This is a genomic window from Ruegeria sp. AH12, assembly GCF_056541465.1.
The window spans coordinates 329251-350275 of the sequence record NZ_JBQFYL010000003.1 but is presented as its reverse complement, the minus strand read 5'-3'; the positions used below and the strand labels follow the sequence as shown (position 1 = coordinate 350275).

The window sequence follows — 21025 nt, the reverse complement described above, 5'->3', positions numbered from 1 at the left end:
CTATGACCGACACAGCCCTAGCCCCGTTGCCCCGGATTATGCTGCAGCCCCTAGTCCGTCGCGCCCTGGAGGAAGACTTGGGTCTTGCCGGCGATGTAACCTCAACGGCTATCATTTCAGGGAATCACAGTTCTGAAGTTGTGGCTCGCGCGCGTCAATCTGGATGTATTGCCGGATTGGATTGCGCGGAACTGGCCTGTGCAATGGTCGATCCCGCAATCAAAGTGACGCGTCATGTAAACGACGGTGATTTCGTCGCGCCCGGCGCGGTCATCGCAACGTTCCAAGGCCCCTCTCGCAGCCTTTTGATGGCTGAACGCACCGCGCTCAACTTTATGGGGCATCTCTCTGGCATCGCCAGCGTAACGGCAGATCTGGTGAACCGGGTCAAAGACACGGGCGCAGCGATCACCTGCACCCGCAAGACCACACCCGGTTTACGTACGCTCGAAAAATATGCAGTGCGTGCAGGTGGTGGCATGAACCATCGCTATTCCTTGAGTGATGCTGTGCTGATCAAGGATAACCACATTGCAATAGCAGGTGGTGTTGGCAAGGCTCTGACCAAAGCAAAACAGAGTGTCGGCCATATGGTCAAAATTGAGATTGAGGTCGACACCCTCGAACAGTTGGCACAAGTTCTCGAGATCGGTGTCGATGCCGTGCTGCTTGACAATATGGATCCACAGACCCTTCGCAAAGCGGTTGCAATGATCGATGGACAGGCGATCGCCGAAGCCTCGGGCGGGATTACCCCGGCTCGTGTGCGAGCCGTTGCGGAAACCGGTGTCGATCTGATTTCTATGGGCTGGATCACCCACAGTGCGCCTTGTCTGGACATCGGGCTGGATTTTGTCGCTACGGTCAACTCTTCCCCCGAGCCCGCGCCGGACAACTGATCTTTGTCTTTTGCTATTCTGCTGCGGCACACCGATGTGCCGTCAGGGTTATCCAGGCCTCGTTTTGTGACAAAAAGACTTGCCCGTTTAAGTCATCAATCAGGTGCGAGCGACTTAACCGATCCATTACGGGTCCTTTCACTTCAGAGAAATGCAGCCCAACACCCATGTCTTTTAGACGTGCGTTCACCGCTTCAAGACTTTCGAGCGCGGAGTAATCCACTTCGTTCACCGCAGAGAACATCAGGACGACATGGGCAATGTTGCAGCCTTCGGTAACGCGGGACTGTATCAAATCCTCTAAAAAGCGAGCGTTGACGAAGTAGAGGCTCTCATCAATGCGCAGGCTCAACACGCGCGGGTCGGTTTCGACTTTGTGGCGCAGGATATTGCGAAAGTGTTCGCTGCCGGAAACGCGGCCCACCTCGGCCACATGCGGCTTTGAGGTTTTGTAGAGGTGCAGCAGCACAGAGATGATCACACCCGAAGCAACCCCGACCTCGACCCCCAGCGACAAGGTCAAAACAATCGTCGCCGAAACAGCGACGAAATCGGCGCGGCTATAGCTCCAGGTTTTTTTCAGGATCGACAGATCGACCAAAGACAGCACCGCAACAATGATTGTCGCTGCAAGCGTTGCCTTCGGCAGGTAATAAACCAGCGGCGTTAGGGCAGTGGCGGCGATGGCGAGACCGATGGCGGTGAACGCCCCCGCAGCAGGAGTTTCCGCGCCAGCGTCGAAGTTCACAACAGAGCGCGAGAAGCCACCTGTAACGGGATAGCCGCCGGTAAATGCAGCACCAAGGTTGGCCGCGCCCAGCCCGATCAATTCCTGATCCGGGTCAATCCGCTGCCGTTTCTTGGCCGCAAGAGTTTGAGCCACGGAGACGGATTCAACAAATCCGATGATCGAAATCAAGATCGCTGGCACAAGAAGGGCTTGGATGAGGTCCGGGGAAAAACTAGGCATGGTCAGCGGCGGAAGGCTTTGCGGGACAGCCCCCACGACCTTTACGCCTTCGTCTGTAAGACTGAGCGCCCAAACCGCAACAGTGGTGCCTATAACGGCGACAACGGGACCGGCCTTGGTGGCAAGCTCTGCAACAAACGCCGAGGCCCCAAGACGGTTCAACATTAGCTTCAAGCCTTTGCGTACCCAAAAAAGGAACGCCGTTGCAGTTGTTCCGATGACAAGCGTGATCCAATTCAATTCATTCAGATGAGATACTGTCGCCACAACCATCTCGGGCAGAGTATGTCCTTGGGCGGGAACGCCAAGAATGTGTTTGATCTGGCTGGTCGCAATCAGAATGCCTGACGCAGTGATGAACCCGGCGATCACCGGGTGGCTGAGGAAATTGGCCAGAAATCCCAGCCGGAACACCCCCAAAAGAAACAAGAATCCACCTGACAAGAAGGCGAGCGTTAGTGCCGCGACCGCATAGCCTGCTGTGCCCTGTTCTGCGACCTGTCCAATTGCCGAGGCTGTCAGGAGCGAGACCACTGCAACCGGCCCTACGGCCAGAGCACGGCTTGTCCCAAACAAAGCATAAAGCAAGATTGGCACGATCGACGCATAGATACCCGCCTCGGGTGGGAGACCCGCCAGCAGCGCGTAGGCAAGGCTTTGCGGGATCAACATAATCGTGACGATCAGAGCCGCGATCATATCGTTCGAAAGAGCGCTGCGATCGTAGCTGCGTCCCCAGTCCAGTACTGGCAGGTTGCGGCGTAGAAGTTGGGTCATGGCCCCGTCCAGAAGAAAGAAGATGGGCTCAGCGGTTCACGCATGAGCCAACCTTTTTACGATGCGCATCTAGGAAAAGGTTCCGCCGCGCTGGTTATCAGCCGCTTATTCGGCAGCTACCTTGAGTTTTTCGGGTTTGGCCATCCATTCCTTGCCCTTCAGCATGGCTTTCCAGTAGATCGGCGGCAGCATCTTTTCCTTGAGAAACCATGCCAAGCGTGTGGGCTTGGTGCCGTCCAGCAGTGCAGGTGGGAAGCTGGGCTTTAACACGCCACCATAACCGAACTCGGCCAGAACGATTTTTCCGCGTTCAACTGTCAAAGGGCATGACCCATAGCCATCATAGGCTGCAGTCGGTGAGCGACCCGCGATATCGGCCACGATGTTTTCGGCCACTGTTGGAGCCTGCTTGCGCGCTGCCGCTGCGGTTTTCGCATTCGGGGCGTTCATGACATCGCCAAGGCTCCAGATGTTTTCGTAGTTCTTGTGGCGGAGGGTACTCTGATCGACGTCAACCCAACCCGCCGCATCGGCTAACGGAGATACTCGGACAAAGTCAGGGGCCACCTGAGGGGGGCAGACATGCATCATGTCAAAATCCACTGTGACTGTCTCCGGTTCAGTCTCGGGTTTGGCGACCTTGAATGTTGCCGTCTTTGCTTGGCCATCGACAGACAGCAGATTGTGGAAGTAGTTCTGCGTCGCACCGTACTTAGCCACGTAGTGTTCTAAAGCGGGTACATAGTCTTTCACCCCGAACAGGACCCCACCCGCGTTCATGAACTGAATGTCGATGTCTTTCAGGCGACCGTTTCGGAACCAGGCATCGCCTGACAGATACATTGCCTTTTGAGGCGCACCTGCGCATTTGATGGGCATCGGTGGCTGCGTAAAAAGGGCGCGTCCCTCTTTCAGGTCTTGGACCAACTGCCAAGTGTAGGGCGCCAAGTCATAGCGGTAGTTCGAGGTTACGCCATTGCGGCCGAGCGTTTCCTCGAGCCCCTCAACTGCTTCCCAATCCAGCTTCAGGCCAGGGCAAACAACAAGTCGCTTGTATTTCACAACACGGCACCCATCCAGGATCACCGCATCGTTTTCGGGTTCAAACGCGGCAACCGCCGCCTTGATCCATTTGACTCCATTCGGGATGAGCGATCCCATAGTTTTTGCGGTTTCGCTGGCCTCGAAGATACCACCGCCGACCATGGTCCATCCTGGCTGGTAGTAGTGAATATCAGCCGGATCGATGATCGCAATAGAAAGGTTTGATTGGCGGGATTGAAGGCTGGCAGCGACAGAAACACCGCCGGCACCCGCACCGACAATCACAACATCGAACTTTGCATCACCCGTATCCGTTGGGGTCTTACCCCCATTTGCTATACGTCTGGCGACACCGTTCATATCGTATCCCGCGGCTTTCGTTGCTGCGAGTATTTCGGGCATTGGACGTTTCTTGCTTTCATGGAGCGACCAAAGGGTGGCTGACCGCGTTCCGGTCCGGCAATAAGCAAGGACAGGGCTTGGCAGCTGGGCCAAAGCGTCACCAAATGCCTCGACATCTGCATCTTTTACGATCCCGGATCGAACGGGAACGTAGACGGCGTCAAGCCCAGCCAGCGTTGCTGCCCCCTCGATTTCATCGAAGCTGGGCTGGTCTGCTCCTTCACCGTCGGGACGGTTACAAACTATCGCTCGGAAGCCGGCATCCTTGATTGCGGTTATATCGTCGACCGTGATTTGCGGGCTTACCGAGGTTTTGTCAGTGATTTTCCTGATATCCATTTCGACCTCCTCAGAGTGCATTCACGGGCACTTTGAGCATTGGATTGCCGTCAACGTCTTTTGGCACTTCTCCGGCGCGCATGTTCACTTGCAGTGAGGGAATGATGAGTTTTGGCATGGCAAGCTGTGCATCGCGTTCGGTGCGGAATTTGACGAACTCTTCCTTCGTTTTGCCGCCGCCAACATGAATATTGTGCGCTTTTTCGTCACCAACAGTGGTTTCCCACTGTATTTCACGGCCGTTTGGGCCGTAGTCGTGACACATGAAAAGCCTCATCTCGTTTGGCAGTGACAGCACTTTCTGAATGCTGTCGTAAAGAACGCCGGAATCGCCGCCTGGAAAATCGGCTCGGGCCGAACCTCCGTCGGGCATGAACAGGGTGTCGCCTACAAACGCGGCATTCCCCATTACATGCACCATACAGGCAGGTGTATGACCCGGCGTATACATGGCAAAGGCTTGCATATTGCCGATCATGTAGGTGTCACCGTTTTCGAACAGCGCATCGAACTGAGATCCATCGCGCTGGAATTCGGTACCTTCGTTGAAGACTTTTCCGAACGTGTCCTGCACCACCATGATTTTCGATCCGATACCGATCTTGCCGCCCAGCTTCGACTGAATGTAGGGGGCCGCGCTGAGGTGATCGGCATGAACATGCGTCTCGATGATCCACTCAAGTTTTAGCGCTTGTTCTTCAATTCGGTGGATCAGTTGATCTGCATGTTCATAGGTGATGCGTCCTGCGGCATAGTCGATATCCATGACGCTATCGACAATCGCGCAGGCATTCGATGACGGGTCCTTTACGATGTAGCTGATTGTATTTGTGGCTTCGTCAAAAAAGGCCTGAACATCCGGTTTGATGCCCATGCAAACGGGGTAAGTCATATCGTGTCCTCCGAAGGGATTGTCAGGTGGTCGATTTGGCCGGCATAGGGCTGATCAGACGGCGCAAATAGAATCCGCCAATGACTGACGCGAGGAACAGCGCGACTTCCCAGCGGCCTGTTCCCAATGCAGGGATGGCAGCGCCTGGACAGAAGCCGGCAATTCCCCAGCCAACGCCAAATAGGGCAGCGCCCCCGATGAGTTTGTTATCGATCTGTGTGGAAACAGGCAGCTGGAAGCCGTGTTCAAACACGGGGGCAGGGCGATGCCAAACAAGCCGATACCCAATAAACGTCACGACCAAAGCACCGCCCATGACGAAAATCAAACTTGGATCCCATGTTCCAGCAACGTCAAAGAAGTTTAGAACCTTTGCCGGGTCCATCATCCCAGAGATCGCAATTCCTGCTCCAAAGACAAGTCCGGTCACTAGGGCAAAAAGATGTTTCATCTCAGCCTCCAGCGACATGGCGGATTAGGAATACGGTCAGTGCTGCTGTCGCTATGAAAACCGGCACCGCCACGAACGAACGGATTGATAAGCGCGACAAGCCACAAATTCCGTGACCAGATGTGCAACCAGACCCCAGGCTTGCGCCGAGCCCGACAATCACACCGCCGATGACAATCATCGCCGGGCTGACGGGGACGGTGAGCACGGGCATGGAGCCCGTCACGACATAGATGAACCCCGGAGCAAGTATCATTCCTGCGATCAAAGCAAGCCGCCACATCAGTTCTTCCCGGTTCTGGACGAAGACTGCACCAGACAGAACCCCGGTCGCACCAAGTACCCGCCCCAGGCCAAGCATAAGCAGCACAGCACTAAGGCCGATCAGCAAGCCACCGCTAAAAGAGGTGAAAGGAGTAAACGAAGTTTCCATTGCTTCAGGACCGACAGGTCTTAAAGCCGAAGATAGAGTAGATCGGACAAACACGCGTTGCCGAGACAATCAGCATAACAATACCGACCGCTGCCGCGCCGAATTTCAGAACGTTCCCTTCAAACGAAGGCAAGCCGCTGAAAAGGGCAAGATAAAGTAATCCAAGGCCAAGCGCAGCGCGCAGGATGCGGTCAATGGTTCCAACGTTCGCGTTCATGGTGTTCTCCATCATCATAACTTGGAGAACGGATATAGTTTTGACTTCAGGGGTTCAGTGACATTGTCACTTAACATGCAAAAATCTGAATTAGTCGGATGCAGCGCGTTCTCGTAGCGCTTGTTTGTCCAGCAACAAAATGTGGCCACGTGATTGAGCAATCATCTCACGCTTCTGAAAATCCTGAAGAATTCGGCTGACGACCTCTCTTGCTGTACCCAGTTCACTCGCTAACTGTTGGTGGGTGGTCGAGATCTCCTTAAACTCGCCTGCCAACGTCAGAAGCCGCTCAGCCAAACGCACATCCATATGTCCAAAGGCAACGTCATCCACGACACGCAGGAGGTCGATCAGCCGCCTTGAATAGGCCGCGAAGACGAATTTCCGAAACTCTTCTTCTTCGGCGACCAACCTGTCAAAGGCAAGCTTTGGAAGAACGATGGCGGTTATGTCAGTCTCTGCCATACCTTCGGCGTTGTAAGCCTCCTCCGCCAGCATACAGGCCGTCGTCAGAACGCAGCTTTCCCCGGCATCTACGCGATAGAGGACGATATCCCGACCCGTGTCCGAACTTTGCGAGACACGGATGCGTCCATCATAAAGAAAGAAGAGGCTATCTGGCACATTCGCGGGTCCAAAAACCTGCGCGCCTTTAGGCATTTCGACGATCCGCGCTTCCTTAAGCAGGCGGTCGCGCACCGAGCGCGGCAAGGCCGCGGTCCCCTGAAAGCGCTCTGTCCAATCAGCGATCATCGTGCCTTGCGCATCGGTGCCACGATACCCTTTTCAATTGTAGCAATGTGAGAGAACAAAAGGTTTGCCCAATTGAACACCACCATTGTGCCTTCGTCGGGTGACCACATACCCCACGAGGCCCAGTACATGCACGATCTTTTTGATATGCGCTCGTGCAAATCCATGGACCTGAACAACGTCATCGACCCGGATCAATTCAATCGCCTTGAGAGCCGCGCACTGCGTTTTGGCCTGGCTAAATTGATGCAGGTGTCAGCTTCATTCTATGACCTCGCCTTGAACAATGATCCATGTCATCAGACGTGACTCAATTCGCGCTGATGCCAACCAAACCTGTACCGATGATCAAAAGCGACCGAAACGAAACCTTCAGAATCTCAACGAAAGACAGGACATCCCCCCATCCAACTTTGCGCAGTCGGTGTTGTCGATCTCAACGACCTGGTAGCCTTCGCGATCCAGCATCTCTGCAGTGCGTGGAAAGCCCGCTGCCATCAGGACCAGATTGTTAAAGCGGATTGCGTTGGCAGCGGCTTCTTCGCCGTCGGCGACATGCAATACATGGTAGCCTTCAAAGCAACCCGATGCATCCAATCGACGGGTCGACAGGATTGTCTCGGCATCCATCAATGAACAATCTGTCTTGAAGTGCAGAACGCCTTCGGGCGTAAATACTTCGCGCAGTTTGTGGCCCCAGTTGGAGGTGATTTGTGCCAACTCGGCGACACCTTCAGCATCCGTTCGCTCCGACCTGCCCACCAAGATCTCGCGTCCGGTGACAAGGATATCTCCCCCCTCGACATGACCGGGACCTTTGATCTCAAGAACTGTTTCGTAGCAATTTCGAAGTGTCGGGGCCATTTGGTCCACTTCACCCATCCGCGACGGTGCACCTGGCCGCATCAGTATGGCTCCTTGCGGCAGGCACAGGGCCGTATCCTCGACAAATTGCGCGTCAGGGAATGCGTCGAGGGACTCAAGCTCGATCACCTCCGCTCCGGTGCTTTTTAGTGCTGCAACGTAAGTCTTATGCGCCGCTATCATCCCATCAAAATCTGGGTTTCCGATATCTTCTGCACGTAGCCCTCCGGCTATCGTCGGAGCGGGTCGACGGGTGATGGCACGGGAAAACTCAAAGGTAGGGTCTGACATGTTTCAATCTTTCTGAGGTTCGAATTTCAGAGCGGTGACTTCGATCATGACCGGTCCATCTGTGGCAACTGTGTCGCGAATGGCCTGCGCGACAACGCTGGGTTCAGCGGGAATCGAACTGAATGGAATGCCAAATGACTTGGCGGTGGCGGCGAAATCTGGGGGCGAGGGATCACACCCTATGACGGTCACGCCCACATCCTGCATTGACGTGGCGATTTCCCGATACCCGTGGTTGTTCCAGATCACGAATGTGATGGGCAGGTTTTCATCGACTGCTGCCATAATTTCGGGCAATGAAAACTGTGCGCCGCCATCGCCGGCTACACAGATCACCCGCGCGACCGGATCGGCGATTGATGCGCCGATCGCCGCCGGTATACCGTATCCCAGCGCGCCGTACCCCGTCGCTGCATTGAACCAGCCACCAGCCCGGTCGTGATCGTAGAAAAGATTACCAGCATAAATTGGTTGGGTAGAGTCCCCGACCATCAGCGCATTTGGGGCCGCCGCGCGCATCGCATTCAGGATTTCCACCTGATGGCGATAATCGGGGCCAATTTCTTCCCAGGCGGCGTCGCGTGTATTGCTGGCACGTTCTGCACCATCGCATTGCTTTGCGTCCAGAGGCAAAGCCTTGAGCAGCTTCGGCACAACCACGTCAACGTCACCGTGAATCGCAAGGGTTGCCTCGTGTCGGGCTAGTTGACTGCTACACCGATCAACCCGGATCAGGCCCGACAGTTTTGCAAACTCACCCGTGTCGTACATATCGTAGTCTGTTGGACCTAGCTCGGTTCCCAAAGCAAGCACGCAATCGGCGCTTTCTATCAGTGCGCGTACCGCGTTCAGGCTCGGGCTAGCCGGAACGGTCAGAGGATGCCCATGCATCAGGCCGCGGGCGTTGACAGTTTGGACCACGGGGGCATCCAGCGCTTCGGCCAAAGCCTGCAATCCGGCCCCAACACGTTTCGCGCCGCCACCTGCCAAAATGACAGTTTGCTTCGCTTCGGCCAGTTGCTTTACGGCTTGTGTGATCAAAATCGGGTTAACCGGCGGCTCTGGATTGAGTGTCTCGAGAGGCGTTTCCTGATATTCAGCCGCAGCGATATCCAACGGAACCTCGATATGCACCGGCCCGGGGCGACCGTTTGCGAGGCTGTCAAGAACGCGGCTCAAGGTCGGGTCCAGAGCCGTGGTGTTGGAGACTTGCTCCGAAACTAGCGCAACTGTTTTGGATAGCACCAGTTGATCAGGCAATTCATGCAGATGCCCCAAGCCTTTGCCGAGCGATGCGGTTTTGTTGACGCCAGACACCACCAACATTGGCACTGAATCGGCGCGCGCCTGTGCCATCGGCGTCAACGTATTGGTCAATCCCGGGCCGGTAATCACAAAGGCCACGCCCGGTTTGCCCGACACGCGGGCATAGCCATCGGCCATGAAACCCGCACCCTGTTCGTGCCGAGGCGTAACATGACGAATGCCCGAGGCCGCAAGCCCGCGGTACAGCTCAACCGTGTGAACTCCTGGAATTCCGAAAACGCAGGTCACATTTCTTTGGCGAAGTTTCGAAACCAGAGCTTCGCCGATTGTCATTTTGCTCATGCAACCTCGCGTGATTTGCTGTTGGCGTGATCGATGATGCGAGAGATTGCGGTGGCAAAATCTGTGTCGTTGATCGTCAGCGCGACGCGCACCCAGTTCTTCAAGCTGTCCCCAAAGGCGGAACCCGGCATCACAGCGACCCCGGCTTGCAACAGATCCCAGGCATAAGCTTCGCCGTCCAGCCCGGTGGCAGACACGTTGATGAGCGCAAACATTCCTGCCTCGGGGCGGTGAACAGTCAGATCCGTTTCCGCTTCAAGGCGATCAGCCAGCAAGGTGGCGCGCCCTGAGAAACGGGCGGCCATACCAGGGGCAACTTCAGACCCGTCGCGGATTGCCTTTTCGGTCATATCCGCGATGAAGGGCTGATTGCCAAAGAGCATGGTCTCGGAATACGGCAACAGTGCGTCGCAAAACGCTGCAGGCCCCACGCACCAGCCGCTGCGAAACCCCGGGGCAGCATGTGATTTCGAGATGGATGAGACGCCTATGACGCGATCCGCCAGTTCTGGTTGAGCCAATGGCGAAAAAAAACGGGCCCCGTCAAAGATCAATTCTTCATAGACCTCATCCGAGATGATCCACAGTTCATGGGCAATCGCGAGTTTCCCGATTTCGGCGATTTCCGAGGCAGTCAGGATCGCACCCGTCGGGTTATGTGGTGTTGTAAGAAGAATGGCACGGCTACGCGGCGTGATCCGCGCAGCGATGTCATTGGCCTGCATGCGAAACCCATGCTCGGGCCGCAGCGGCACCGGCACCATTTCCGCCCCGGAGGCACGCACGACTCCTTCGTAAGTTGCGTACATTGGATCACCGACCAGAACTTCATCACCTGCCTCTGCAACCCCTGCGATCGCTGCAAACAGGGCGGTTTGTGTCCCGGGAAAGCAAAGAAAGTTCTCGGGCCCGAAAACCCGCCCACGAGAGGCTGAATAGCGCGTGGCAAGCGCGTCAAGCAGTCCAGCTTCACCGCGTCCGTTGGAATATCCTGTCCGCTGCGCACGTAGTGAGGTCACTGTGGCTTCGACCAACGCTTCGGGCACCGGCACATCCGGTTCGCCGATCGTCATCTCAACGATATCCGCTCCGGCTTTGATAAGGTCGCGCGCTTTTAGATGGACGCCCCATTTGGCGCCCCCCAAACCCGCCAACCGTTCGGTCACTGACGTGGTCTTCATGGCTGTTTTACCTCTTTGGTCAAAGGAATACCGACGATGGAGCTGACAGAATCCAACCCGATCTGTGCCAGCTGACCTTCGAAAAATGCATCCGGAAGCGCACCCCCTTCCAGCCAGAGGCCGTCGATCACCGCGTTACAGGCAATGGCCAGTTGCTTTGCCTCCGACGCTCCGACCGAGCGCCCGGTTTCTTGCAATGCGGCGACGATCAACTTCTCGAGGTGATCCCGGAAATAGTTGTAGGTTTGCTGGTGGATGCGCTGCATTTTTGGATCATGCTGCACCTTGTTCAGGAAACCGGCCCATAAGGCCACAGCGCTCGTATTAACGATTGGTGGCCGCAACGAGGCGTCAACGAAGTTGGTTAACCGAGAGACTGCGCTGCCCTGACCCGATGAAGCAGCTGTCTGATCGGTCAGCGTGTTCATGTGGTGCTCATATGCAGCCTGAACCAACTCTTCTTTCGATGAGAAGTAATGACGGATCAACCCTTGAGTCACATTGGCGCGGGCAGCGATCTCACGCACTGTGGCGCCCCGAACGCCCATCTCGGCGATCAGATCTAAAGTCGCCAGGATCAGCGCCTCGCGCCGAACCTCAGCAGACTCACGTGTAAATTTTCGGCTGTCGTCCTGCACGTCCGGGTCATCCATGGCATGGCGCTATTATACACTTGCATAATTGCGAGATTCGAGGCTTACTGCAAGTCGAAATCAGAAGATTCTTGGATATGGACACAGCCAGAGCAACATCATCCACACTCGAAGCAACCGCGTCGAACGAGGCAATAAAGGTTGAAGCCCTCCACAAATCTTTCGGTACGCTGGAGGTTTTGAAAGGTGTATCCCTAACAGCCAACAAAGGGGATGTCGTTGCCATCATCGGGGGGTCAGGTTCTGGTAAATCCACTATGCTGCGCTGCATCAATTTCTTGGAAACGCCGAGTTCGGGAAAGATCACCATAGGTGGTGAACTGGTTGAGATGCATACCGATGGCAGCCCGTCCAACCGCCGCCAGATCGAACGTATCCGAACGCGGTTGGCGATGGTGTTTCAGCAGTTCAATCTGTGGACACATCGCACGCTTTTAGAGAACGTGATCGAAGTGCCTGTGCATGTGCTAAAGGTACCAAAGTCAGAGGCCATTGCGCGGGCGCATGAACTGCTGGAAAGGGTAGGGCTCGGCGACAAGGCCGACACCTATCCAGCCTATCTGTCAGGTGGTCAGCAACAGCGCGCTGCCATTGCACGCGCGCTTGCGGTCGATCCGTCCGTCATGCTTTTTGACGAGCCCACCTCGGCGCTTGATCCCGAACTGGTAGGCGAGGTTTTGACCGTGATCCGTGATCTTGCTGCAGAAGGGCGCACCATGCTGCTTGTCACCCATGAAATGAAATTTGCGCGCGAGGTCGCAAACCACGTCGTTTATCTCTTCGAAGGCCGCATTGAAGAGCAGGGGCCACCTGCCGAGGTCTTCGGGAACCCAAAATCAGAACGGTTGAAGCAATTTCTCAGCTCGGTCGCCTGATCCAGTCGAAACAAACGAATGAACCAACAGGGAGTAACAAAATGAACGTCAAGAAACTGCTCGCATCCGGGCTAGCCGCCGCCATCCTTTCGGCTGGTGTCGCCAGTGCCGAAGAGGTCAAGATCGGCATCGCAGCTGAGCCTTACCCGCCATTCGCGTCGCTCGATAGCTCAGGCAATTGGGTCGGCTGGGAGATTGATGTCATCAACGCTGTCTGTGCTGCAGCCGAACTTGACTGTGTTATCACACCCGTCGCTTGGGATGGTATCATCCCATCGCTGACCGGTCAGCAGATCGATGCGATCATGGCCTCGATGTCGATCACCGAGGAACGCTTGAAGACCATTGATTTCAGCGATCCTTATTACAACACACCCGCCGTCATCGTCGCGGATAAATCAATGGATATCGAAGCAACCCCCGAGTCGCTGGCAGGTAAAGTTGTTGGCATTCAGGCTTCGACCATCCACCAGGCCTATGCGCAGGAATACTTCAAGGATTCCGAACTGCGCGTCTACCAAACCCAGGATGAGGCTAATCAGGATCTGTTCGCAGGCCGCATTGATGCTACGCAGGCTGATAGCATTGCGATGGCTGACTTTGTGAACTCGGATGCCGGCGCCTGCTGTGAAATCAAAGGTGCCGTTGCAGACGATCCGGCCATTCTGGGCCGCGGTGTGGGTGCTGGTGTCCGCAAGGGTCAGGATGACCTGCTTGCGGCGCTGAATAAGGGCATCGCGGCAATTCTGGCCGATGGAACGCACGAGGAAATCACGTCGAACTATTTCTCGGCCAGCATCTACTAAGCTGCCGCTGTGACCGAACTGTTGGACTCACTTGGATTGGCGCAGAGCGCAGAGCTTCTGTCGCTCTCGCCACCGGGGTGGGGGGCCAATCTGCTGCGCGGATTGTCCCACTCATTGCAGATCGCCCTTGGTGCATATGCGCTGGGCCTGGTGATCGGATTGTTCGGAGCTTATGGCAAACTTTATGGCGGGAAGGTCACGCGCGATCTTCTTGCCATTTACACGACCGTGATCCGGGCCGTACCGGAACTGGTTCTGATCCTGATCCTGTATTACGTGGGATCGGATATCATCAACAAAATCTCTGCTGCCATGGGTGCTGGTCGGGTCGAGGTTAGCGGCGTTGGCGCGGGTATATGGGTGCTGGGCGTTGTTCAGGGCGCATATGCAACCGAAATTCTGCGCGGCGCCATTCAGGCGGTTCCACCTGGTCAGATCGAAGCTGCCAAATCCTACGGGATGCCCGCCTTCATGACCATGCGGCGTGTCACAATCCCTGCGATGATGAGCTTTGCGGTGCCCGGTTTGGCCAACCTGTGGCTGATTGCGACCAAAGACACGGCACTTCTTGCTGTCGTGGGTTTCAACGAGTTGACGCTGGAGACCCGACAAGCTGCCAGCAGCACACGCGCCTATTTCACTTTCTTTCTGGCGGCAGGTTTCCTCTATCTTATGGTCACGCTGTTTTCTGGCGGTATCTTTGCACGGATTGAGAAATGGGCTCGTCGTGGCCAACCCTCTCTGACCGGAGGGAGCAGATGATCGATTTCAGATCGCTGATGCAACCACACCGTATCGTGATGATGCTAGTCTTCGTCGGGATCGTCATATGGTGCGCCGTATCGCTGCAATGGGACTGGATTCCGAAATACGCCCCACTGGCCCTTCAGGGTATTTGGACGACAATCTGGTTGTTGGTTGTCACCGTTGTTCTTGGTTTCCTGATTGCGGTTCCGCTTGGGTTGGCGCAGGCGGTTGGACCCTGGTATCTTGCCGCCCCTGCCAAGGCATTTTGTACCATCATCCGCGGTACTCCGCTGCTGTTGCAGCTTTGGTTATTGTACTATGGGTTGGGCTCGCTCTTCCCGCAGTTTCCGTGGATACGGTCTTCAGAACTATGGCCCTATCTGCGGCAGGCATGGCCTTATGCGGTGCTGGCGTTGACGTTATCCTATGCCGGTTATGAAGGTGAAGTTATGCGTGGCGCGTTCAAGGGCGTTGCCAAGGGGCAGCTTGAGGCCGCCAAGTCTTTTGGTATGCCGCGGTTTACCATGTTCCGCCGCATCTGGTTGCCACAGGCGATCCGCAATGTTCTTCCGACATTGGGTGGCGAAACCATCCTTCAGTTGAAAGCAACCCCCTTGGTCGCCACTATCACCGTTGTCGATATCTACGCCGTCTCTTCACGTGTGCGTTCCGATACTTTCATTATCTACGAGCCGCTCCTTCTATTGGCTGTATTCTATATTCTGGTGGCGGGTGTGATTGCTTTGGCGTTCCACTGGTTGGAGGTCCGAGTTTTGGGAACTGGAAAGCGAAGTACGTCTTGATTTTGAACTAGCGGAGGATAGCGGACGGTTCGTATCAGTTCTTGCTGCGGCCTGTTGGCCCTGCCTATCTGTCAGCTCCTGTACTGAACGGGTGGCGAATTGTTGAACGTCACATGTGTCAGCCATCGCGTTTGCAAAACCAGCGGCTTTTCACCAGCTCGTCAAACGGATCAAAAAACGAGCCATCTTCCTCTGCCGCTACACCAGAGGTTATCAATAGCGAAATGCCAAAGAGACCGGATCGTGCAAGATGCAACGTCATGCCCTGTACCAGATATTGTTCACAGATATGAATCGTCTCGCTCACAGATATCCGGCGCGAGTAGACAGGCAAACCACAACCAGAAGGGCACGCGGCCTTCCGCCGAAAACGTGGTTTCACCTCTTGTCAGATACGCGGCAAACCGCTCATGCGCAGCAAATCAGATGTGTCGCGAATATTTGGAACGGCCAAAGTCAGTGATATACTGGATACACCTATCCTGCGATCTCAGCAAACATCCGGAAGCCCGAGGTCGTCGCGCTAGAGAATTACTGATTTCGGATCATGTTGGCCACCTCAATGCCATCCAATGTGGCTGAGGCGGCTTCGAACGACTTAAACCCTCACATGTGCCGAGCACGCCGCTTGATGAACCGATGACCCTATTCGATCATGTTGTTCAGATACTTGGACTTGATTATCTGAACATTGGCTGGGCATCCAAATCACCTCAGAATTCTGTTCACTTCTTAGATGCCGGCCGCGTTAGCGCCGCTTTTGTCGATGACGATCTTGCTCGGAATTCCATTTGACGACAGCGCTTTGGCAAAGAACCTGGCTGCTGCTGGAGGGTTCCTACGCTCAGACAGCATGAAGTCGAGGGTGTCTCCCGCTTTGTCGACTGCTCGATAGAGATACATCCATTTGCCGCGCACACGTATGTAAGTCTCTTCCAAATCCCGATAAGACACCGTGTACCGCAGATAGAAGTACACAGCGTACAAAACCGCATCCTTGGGGAAATGGCAGCCTTTCAGTGAGATCATGCTGAAACCTGTTCAAAATCTATTCGACGGGAACAAACATCAGATCACGCATGTTCGTCAATTGGACCTCATAGTTTGCAACACATCCAATTGGTTTCATTCCCAAGCGGATCATCGCGGACAAACAGGCTAGTATGGTGCCGTAAAGCGTGAGGTCGCACAAGAGCATCAACAACCGAGCCTCTGGGTGTCGAGGTTTAGGGCTTCCCGGTCATGACAGAAAAAACAGTCGCCCTGAGTAGCCTTGTAAATTAGAATAAACCCTATCCAGCCAGCAAATTTAGGCTGGCAGGTGTCACGTTTCTACATCTCATTCAGGGTTTTTGGTATCTTGTAGCACCTCAACCCAAATTATTGTTGGAGGTTGAAATGAACGTCGTTTCTGGATGTCCTGTTGCTGCCAAGCACAACCAGCGGGTCGATTTTGTCTCTGACGATCCGCTGGAAAACATAAATGCAGGCAATTTTTCGACAGCCATTAAGCTATATGCCGAACGCCACGAAGAGGGTCTTGCGACTGCTGAAGATTATGCCCTCGGCGCGCACGCTTTCCGCAATGTGGGAGACTTCCTCTCGGCAGCGGATTGGTTCGAGAAGGCCGTTCAGAAAGACCCAAGCCATAAGTTTGCGGTATTCTGGACCCAGCAGATCGACAAGAACCGAGTGGATGGACAAAACGGTGCGGGCATTCTTCGACCCAACGAACTGACGGAAGAATATCTAAAGACCGATCCGGCTAAGGCGTATGAGGGCCACAAAGATGCGTGGGTGTTGTGTACAGATTTCAAACACCCAGGCGATCATATCCCCGAGAAATCGCTGCTGGACAGGGCGCGAAACTTCAAGGATTCTCTGGTTTCTATGGCGCTGGGTCCCGTTGGTGCCTGGGCGAATTCCGGCGCGACGCCTGGCAATGCAGGCCGTTGGACGCAGCGCAAGCTTGGCATTCTGCGGCTCGCGGCATTGGGCGATGCGCGCACGCAGATGGAAAAGGGCGAGCGCGACCCTGACGGAGAACGCGGTGACATCGTTGGCCAACTGCCCAAAGGCGACATACCAAAATGGGCGGATTCCGGATTTTCTCCCGATGGCGCGTATCTCGATACACAATTTGGGCCGGGCGAAGGCCGCGTGGGTCAAGAATTTGTCGATCACGGCTTTCAAAAAGGCTATCGCCCGCAAGACCAATCCCAAAATCCAAAACTGCCGAGCGAAGCGGATGTTGCGAAAGTTTTTGGCTATCGCAATGGCCAAACCATAGAAGCGAAAACAGCCAGTTTTCATGCCGCCGCCCATCTGCAGCAGCTGGTCCATGACGTGGCACAAACCGCGCCGGACAATGCGTTAAAACACGCGATTCCCATCGACCCCGACTGTGAATGGGCCGCGCTTGGTGTGAAATATGATTGGAGCCGGTCCGATGCGCCGCATGCGTTGCGCGAAGACGGCGAAGGCATGCATGGCACCACTGTCTGGTGGGACATGAGCCACATTTATGGCAGCGATATCGGAACACTGGCAGAAGTGCGCTCCTACCCAGACGGCACGCCAATGCCAGGCGGTAAGCTCTATTTGGAAGACACTGAAGAAGACGGTACAGGCGGATTTCTTCCACTGAAAGACGTGTCTGTTAGTGAAGATGGCCCGCTGCAAAAGCAGATTGTGACCGGCTTTGGGCGCAATATGACGGCCCCGTTGGAAGCAGAACACACGTTATATGCGCGCCATCACAATTGGGTCGCGGAGGTCCTGAAGGAGCGTTATCCTGACTGGTCAGACAATCAGATTTTCCAGATCGCTCGGCGCGTGGTCACTATGACCTACGTGAAAATCCACACCGGCACCTGGACGCACACGCTGTTTGCCAACGAAGCCGTGGTCAACGGGCTGAACGCCAATCTGTTCGGGCGCGCGGAACGCAAGCTGCCGCATTTCGACAAAAAGATCTACCGGCCTGAACAAGGCACGGATCCTGTGGCCCACGGCATTGCGGCTGGGAAGGTTGAGAAGAACAAGCCCGAGATCAAAGGAAACTTCTTCAGCAAGGCCTATCGTTTTGGCCACCAGATCTGGGTCGATCAACTGAAATGCCCGCCCATCGGAGAGACCATCAAAGATGGCACGCGCGAAGTGAACATGATGAACTTGCGCGAGCTTGATGGCCACCAATTCCTCAAGGATGAGGGTCTTGGCGCGGTCTACTATTACATGATGAATACCCGTCTTGGCGCGCCCGTTGCGGGCAACACGGCGGATTTCTTCCGGAACATGGCGACCGAAGAAGGTGTCATGAACATGTTGGAGCAGGAAATCCGCAAGGACCGCGAGCGTGGCACGCCCTTCTGGACAGATTATCAGCGGGCCCACAATATTCCGCCAAGCGAGAAGTGGGAACACCTGTTCCTTGATCCTTCAAGCGAGGCATCCAAAGCGACGATTGCAAAGCTCCAAGAACTCTACCCCGAAGGCATCGAAACGCTGGATGCGATCATTGGGTTGACCTTGAATGAGCATCGGCCCGAGGGTCTGGCCATCACCAACGAAGGCTTCCAGACCTTTGTGCAGGAAGCCACCAGCCGCATCCGCAAAAACCCCTACCTCACTGAGAAATGGCGCCCGGACGAAGTTGGGTGGACGGCCATCAATCTGGTAGAGGCCGTTGATAAGGAAAAAATGCTATACCTGCACTGCCCGGAATTGCGCGATTGGCTGGAGACCCGAAAGACGGTCAACACCTACGAATATGTTGGCACTTCGGCAGCCGAGGCCCCGGACGAACATCCGCTGGAATCCAATGGTATCATCACCTGGGGCGATCAGCATATTCGTGACATGGGTCTTGGTGATCCGTGGAAGGACGCACATTTCAAAAACAACGTGCCCAACCAACTGATCCGCGTGGCACATGGGAACTCGGTGTATATCGTCGACATAACGGATGGTGTAGTGTTTGCCGACTTGGAAGGTAAAGGCCGTGTCTTTGCCCGCGATATGCTGACCAAAGATCCCGATGACGTCACCCGCGCCGATTTGATTGCCGCGGCCAACGCCATTCTGGACGAGAAAAAATACCCTTGGCCCGGCTACCAATCGCCTGATCATCCCGGCTTTGTGAGCGAGTGGATTTTGACGCAGAAAGAAGTGAATCAGCTGAGAGGCTACCGCAAGGACGAAAAGCGTGAAGGCGTGCAGATCAGGCTGACGGATATGGAAAAGCACATCCTTCCCTTCAACCTAGGCAATGACATCTCGCGTGCTGGGCTGCCGGAAAACCTGAAAGGCTGGCAAACGTTTGAAACAAGCGGATCTCGAGCGCTGTTTCTTACTCTTGGGTCGACCTTCAAATTTGGTGGACTAAAAAACCTATTGCTGGGCCGGGGCATTCCCCTCAAAGAGATGGCGAAACGCCGACCAGGCAAACGCACGACGGTCTACGACGAAAACGGCATGATCGATGAAGATGTGCTGGAGGGCTATATGCGGATATTAACTGACATGGCTGCTAAGCATGACGATAGTCTGATCCCCGAGGAAGAGTTCATGGCACTGTTGGAGGAGAAGAACGCTTTGGATGATCTCACCACCAAGCAATGGGAGTCGTTCTTCCGTATGCTCACCCGTGCGGGCCAACCGGCTGCCATCCGCCCGTCGGACTTTGAAGGTCTTTACCGCAATACGCTGCTGCCGGAAATGTTTGAGCGGTTCGCATCACCCTAGGTGTTTGGTCCTGAGGGGAAACGCGTCATCTGGCCGCTCCAAGTCTTCGCAACAGGACAGCTAAATTGTCATTCAAACGTCTCGGAGCCGTCAGGTTCAACGTGGTCAGCCTTGTTCATTTTCTGGCGAAACGCCGCCAATTCCTGATACATGCGCCGCCGTGCCCGGCTTTGGTTGCCCAGTGGGCGGTGTTCAGGCAGCGAATGCCAGGGATTGATCCGCAGGTTCCGCGCAAAGGACATTTGAGCAGGTGTGTCGAAATCCTGCTGAGGGATATGGATGCGTGCGACCGGTATCCAGGGCGATTTTTCTTCGGGCCAGAGTACCGAGGCATCCTCGATGGGCATCAGATGAGGGTCGGTCTGTATCTGAACCAACATCTCGAACTCGACGGGACCCGCGCGTAGCGCGCGTGCCATGTTGTCTCGTAGATAGTTCGGGGGCACGCGTCCGAACGGGACACCAGGAATATCCATCGGCACATCCGTTAAAGGCCTGTAGGAGTAGATCATGGCCTGCCCTTCACCCAGCAGATACGGCACACAGCTAAAATAGCGTTGGCCCAACGGATTGTACTGTGTTTCGTTCCACAGACCCTGCATGAGAAAGTCGATCAGGTGCGTATCCTTGGGGTTCAGAAAATACCAGATCGGCTCGTCTATGGTACTCCAATACTGCAGCTTGGCGTTCTCGCGCACGTCGGGGGTAACAAATGTCGGCGTGACGACGGCGGGCCAGTCCTGCGTGAATTTCTCTTCTTCCATCAGCTTAGGGCCGGGCACGTCCATCAGTTTGACTGACATGGACCCAAACCCGACATCGCGGATATCTTCGGGCACGTCGGGGCCCGGCCCGGCAAAGCGAATATAGGCCGGATAGCTGCGTTCACCTGCGAACACGCCTTTGCGCAAGTGCTCGGGCAAGTCAGGGTTCACAGTAAAGGTCGCGCGCACCAGCCCATGGGTTTTTGTATTCCCGCCGCGTTCGTAGGCGCCGGGTTGAAAATGCAGGTTCATCTGCTCGCGCATCTCATCGATGATCGTCTGCAGCGCCTCTTCTTCCCAGTCGAATATCTTCTCCTCAGCCAAGCCAAGCCCGTGGTTGGGACGCTTTCGGTTCTTGAGGCGCTGAAGGAACCGGGCCGCGGGGTCGCGTATGAGGCGATTTAGCTGCGGGCGGAAAAACGGTTCGAGCCTGCGTTCGAAGTTCAGCCCGATCTGAAGCAGGGAGTGTAAAAACCGGCGAATAACAAGAAGGATGGCGCGCATGAAGAT

General features: G+C 55.2%; 20 protein-coding genes and 1 pseudogene. 7 read left to right on the top strand and 14 right to left on the bottom strand.

Features of this window, described 5'->3' with window-relative positions; genetic code table 11:
* Positions 1–2 precede the first annotated feature (2 nt).
* On the top strand, positions 3–899 hold the full coding sequence (gene nadC, locus ACR0EL_RS08380; RefSeq protein ID WP_480499356.1) for a carboxylating nicotinate-nucleotide diphosphorylase: 897 nt from the start codon (positions 3–5) through the stop codon (positions 897–899).
* 13 nt (positions 900–912) lie between these two features.
* Here the strand turns inward: nadC and ACR0EL_RS08375 are convergent, their stop codons facing one another.
* The 7 genes from ACR0EL_RS08375 to ACR0EL_RS08345 all read right to left on the bottom strand — a co-directional run bounded on the left by ACR0EL_RS08375 (position 913) and on the right by ACR0EL_RS08345 (position 7177).
* Positions 913–2646 carry a SulP family inorganic anion transporter gene (locus ACR0EL_RS08375; RefSeq protein WP_480499354.1) on the bottom strand — a complete coding sequence of 578 codons (1734 nt, stop codon included), beginning with the start codon at positions 2644–2646 and terminating at the stop codon, positions 913–915.
* Positions 2647–2751: 105 nt separating this feature from the next.
* A complete protein-coding gene (locus ACR0EL_RS08370; protein ID WP_480499353.1) occupies positions 2752–4431 on the bottom strand; it encodes a bifunctional protein tyrosine phosphatase family protein/NAD(P)/FAD-dependent oxidoreductase in 1680 nt (559 codons plus the stop codon).
* Positions 4432–4441: 10 nt separating this feature from the next.
* Positions 4442–5323, bottom strand: coding sequence for an MBL fold metallo-hydrolase (locus ACR0EL_RS08365; RefSeq protein WP_480499352.1), 882 nt, complete (start codon positions 5321–5323; stop codon positions 4442–4444).
* 22 nt (positions 5324–5345) lie between these two features.
* Entirely contained in the window at positions 5346–5774 is a 429-nt protein-coding gene (locus ACR0EL_RS08360; protein WP_480499350.1) for a DUF6691 family protein, read from the bottom strand.
* Between the two features lies 1 nt (position 5775).
* The gene (locus ACR0EL_RS08355) at positions 5776–6207 is read right to left on the bottom strand and encodes a YeeE/YedE family protein (RefSeq protein ID WP_480499349.1); all 432 of its coding nucleotides are present in this window, start codon (positions 6205–6207) and stop codon (positions 5776–5778) included.
* 4 nt (positions 6208–6211) lie between these two features.
* Entirely contained in the window at positions 6212–6424 is a 213-nt protein-coding gene (locus tag ACR0EL_RS08350) for a YgaP family membrane protein (protein WP_480499348.1), read from the bottom strand.
* Between the two features lie 90 nt (positions 6425–6514).
* Positions 6515–7177, bottom strand: a complete 663-nt coding sequence (locus ACR0EL_RS08345; protein WP_480499346.1) for a Crp/Fnr family transcriptional regulator — start codon at positions 7175–7177, stop codon at positions 6515–6517.
* Positions 7178–7306: 129 nt separating this feature from the next.
* Here ACR0EL_RS08345 and ACR0EL_RS08340 point away from each other — a divergent pair, with 129 nt between their 5' ends.
* The gene (locus ACR0EL_RS08340; RefSeq protein WP_480499345.1) at positions 7307–7486 is read left to right on the top strand and encodes a hypothetical protein; all 180 of its coding nucleotides are present in this window, start codon (positions 7307–7309) and stop codon (positions 7484–7486) included.
* Between the two features lie 63 nt (positions 7487–7549).
* Here ACR0EL_RS08340 and ACR0EL_RS08335 read toward each other — a convergent pair whose 3' ends face one another.
* The 4 genes from ACR0EL_RS08335 to ACR0EL_RS08320 are packed head-to-tail and all read right to left on the bottom strand — an operon-like array spanning position 7550 to position 11774.
* Positions 7550–8332: a dimethylarginine dimethylaminohydrolase family protein gene (locus ACR0EL_RS08335; RefSeq protein WP_480499344.1), complete on the bottom strand. Its 783-nt coding sequence runs from the start codon at positions 8330–8332 to the stop codon at positions 7550–7552.
* Positions 8333–8335: 3 nt separating this feature from the next.
* Entirely contained in the window at positions 8336–9940 is a 1605-nt protein-coding gene (locus ACR0EL_RS08330; protein ID WP_480499343.1) for a 5-guanidino-2-oxopentanoate decarboxylase, read from the bottom strand.
* The gene (locus ACR0EL_RS08325; RefSeq protein ID WP_480499342.1) at positions 9937–11121 is read right to left on the bottom strand and encodes a pyridoxal phosphate-dependent aminotransferase; all 1185 of its coding nucleotides are present in this window, start codon (positions 11119–11121) and stop codon (positions 9937–9939) included. The genes ACR0EL_RS08330 and ACR0EL_RS08325 overlap by 4 nt, the downstream gene beginning before the upstream one ends.
* A complete protein-coding gene (locus ACR0EL_RS08320; protein ID WP_480499341.1) occupies positions 11118–11774 on the bottom strand; it encodes a TetR family transcriptional regulator C-terminal domain-containing protein in 657 nt (218 codons plus the stop codon). The genes ACR0EL_RS08325 and ACR0EL_RS08320 overlap by 4 nt, the downstream gene beginning before the upstream one ends.
* Before the next feature lie 77 nt (positions 11775–11851).
* Between ACR0EL_RS08320 and ACR0EL_RS08315 the strand changes: the two genes are divergently transcribed.
* Genes ACR0EL_RS08315 through ACR0EL_RS08300 form a run of 4 tightly spaced genes read left to right on the top strand, consistent with a single transcriptional unit; the run spans position 11852 to position 15005 of the window.
* The gene (locus ACR0EL_RS08315; RefSeq protein ID WP_480499339.1) at positions 11852–12649 is read left to right on the top strand and encodes an ABC transporter ATP-binding protein; all 798 of its coding nucleotides are present in this window, start codon (positions 11852–11854) and stop codon (positions 12647–12649) included.
* Positions 12650–12690: 41 nt separating this feature from the next.
* Entirely contained in the window at positions 12691–13455 is a 765-nt protein-coding gene (locus ACR0EL_RS08310) for a transporter substrate-binding domain-containing protein (RefSeq protein WP_480499338.1), read from the top strand.
* Between the two features lie 9 nt (positions 13456–13464).
* Positions 13465–14217, top strand: a complete 753-nt coding sequence (locus ACR0EL_RS08305; RefSeq protein ID WP_480499337.1) for an ABC transporter permease — start codon at positions 13465–13467, stop codon at positions 14215–14217.
* Positions 14214–15005, top strand: a complete 792-nt coding sequence (locus ACR0EL_RS08300) for an ABC transporter permease (RefSeq protein ID WP_353009627.1) — start codon at positions 14214–14216, stop codon at positions 15003–15005. The genes ACR0EL_RS08305 and ACR0EL_RS08300 overlap by 4 nt, the downstream gene beginning before the upstream one ends.
* A 118-nt stretch (positions 15006–15123) precedes the next feature.
* On the opposite strand, the gene ACR0EL_RS08295 is transcribed toward ACR0EL_RS08300, so the two are convergent.
* The gene (locus ACR0EL_RS08295; protein WP_480499336.1) at positions 15124–15312 is read right to left on the bottom strand and encodes a hypothetical protein; all 189 of its coding nucleotides are present in this window, start codon (positions 15310–15312) and stop codon (positions 15124–15126) included.
* A gap of 224 nt (positions 15313–15536) precedes the next feature.
* Positions 15537–16034, bottom strand: a pseudogene (locus ACR0EL_RS08290) (IS6 family transposase).
* A gap of 369 nt (positions 16035–16403) precedes the next feature.
* Between ACR0EL_RS08290 and ACR0EL_RS08285 the strand changes: the two are divergent.
* Positions 16404–19751, top strand: coding sequence for a peroxidase family protein (locus ACR0EL_RS08285; RefSeq protein ID WP_480499335.1), 3348 nt, complete (start codon positions 16404–16406; stop codon positions 19749–19751).
* 68 nt (positions 19752–19819) lie between these two features.
* Here the strand turns inward: ACR0EL_RS08285 and ACR0EL_RS08280 are convergent, their stop codons facing one another.
* Positions 19820–21019: a catalase family protein gene (locus ACR0EL_RS08280; protein WP_480499334.1), complete on the bottom strand. Its 1200-nt coding sequence runs from the start codon at positions 21017–21019 to the stop codon at positions 19820–19822.
* Positions 21020–21025 lie beyond the last annotated feature (6 nt).

Bases quoted from the DNA above. Each gene is read 5' to 3' on its own strand.
- ACR0EL_RS08355 (WP_480499349.1), bottom strand. From the start codon at position 6,207: ATGGAAACTTCGTTTACTCCTTTCACCTCTTTTAGCGGTGGCTTGCTG.
- ACR0EL_RS08280 (WP_480499334.1), bottom strand. From the start codon at position 21,019: ATGCGCGCCATCCTTCTTGTTATTCGCCGGTTTTTACACTCCCTGCTT.
- ACR0EL_RS08340 (WP_480499345.1), top strand. From the start codon at position 7,307: ATGCACGATCTTTTTGATATGCGCTCGTGCAAATCCATGGACCTGAAC.
- ACR0EL_RS08325 (WP_480499342.1), bottom strand. From the start codon at position 11,121: ATGAAGACCACGTCAGTGACCGAACGGTTGGCGGGTTTGGGGGGCGCC.
- ACR0EL_RS08330 (WP_480499343.1), bottom strand. From the start codon at position 9,940: ATGAGCAAAATGACAATCGGCGAAGCTCTGGTTTCGAAACTTCGCCAA.
- ACR0EL_RS08285 (WP_480499335.1), top strand. From the start codon at position 16,404: ATGAACGTCGTTTCTGGATGTCCTGTTGCTGCCAAGCACAACCAGCGG.
- ACR0EL_RS08315 (WP_480499339.1), top strand. From the start codon at position 11,852: ATGGACACAGCCAGAGCAACATCATCCACACTCGAAGCAACCGCGTCG.
- ACR0EL_RS08300 (WP_353009627.1), top strand. From the start codon at position 14,214: ATGATCGATTTCAGATCGCTGATGCAACCACACCGTATCGTGATGATG.
- ACR0EL_RS08320 (WP_480499341.1), bottom strand. From the start codon at position 11,774: ATGGATGACCCGGACGTGCAGGACGACAGCCGAAAATTTACACGTGAG.
- ACR0EL_RS08365 (WP_480499352.1), bottom strand. From the start codon at position 5,323: ATGACTTACCCCGTTTGCATGGGCATCAAACCGGATGTTCAGGCCTTT.
- ACR0EL_RS08345 (WP_480499346.1), bottom strand. From the start codon at position 7,177: ATGATCGCTGATTGGACAGAGCGCTTTCAGGGGACCGCGGCCTTGCCG.
- ACR0EL_RS08310 (WP_480499338.1), top strand. From the start codon at position 12,691: ATGAACGTCAAGAAACTGCTCGCATCCGGGCTAGCCGCCGCCATCCTT.
- ACR0EL_RS08375 (WP_480499354.1), bottom strand. From the start codon at position 2,646: ATGACCCAACTTCTACGCCGCAACCTGCCAGTACTGGACTGGGGACGC.
- ACR0EL_RS08350 (WP_480499348.1), bottom strand. From the start codon at position 6,424: ATGAACGCGAACGTTGGAACCATTGACCGCATCCTGCGCGCTGCGCTT.
- nadC (WP_480499356.1), top strand. From the start codon at position 3: ATGACCGACACAGCCCTAGCCCCGTTGCCCCGGATTATGCTGCAGCCC.
- ACR0EL_RS08360 (WP_480499350.1), bottom strand. From the start codon at position 5,774: ATGAAACATCTTTTTGCCCTAGTGACCGGACTTGTCTTTGGAGCAGGA.
- ACR0EL_RS08335 (WP_480499344.1), bottom strand. From the start codon at position 8,332: ATGTCAGACCCTACCTTTGAGTTTTCCCGTGCCATCACCCGTCGACCC.
- ACR0EL_RS08370 (WP_480499353.1), bottom strand. From the start codon at position 4,431: ATGGATATCAGGAAAATCACTGACAAAACCTCGGTAAGCCCGCAAATC.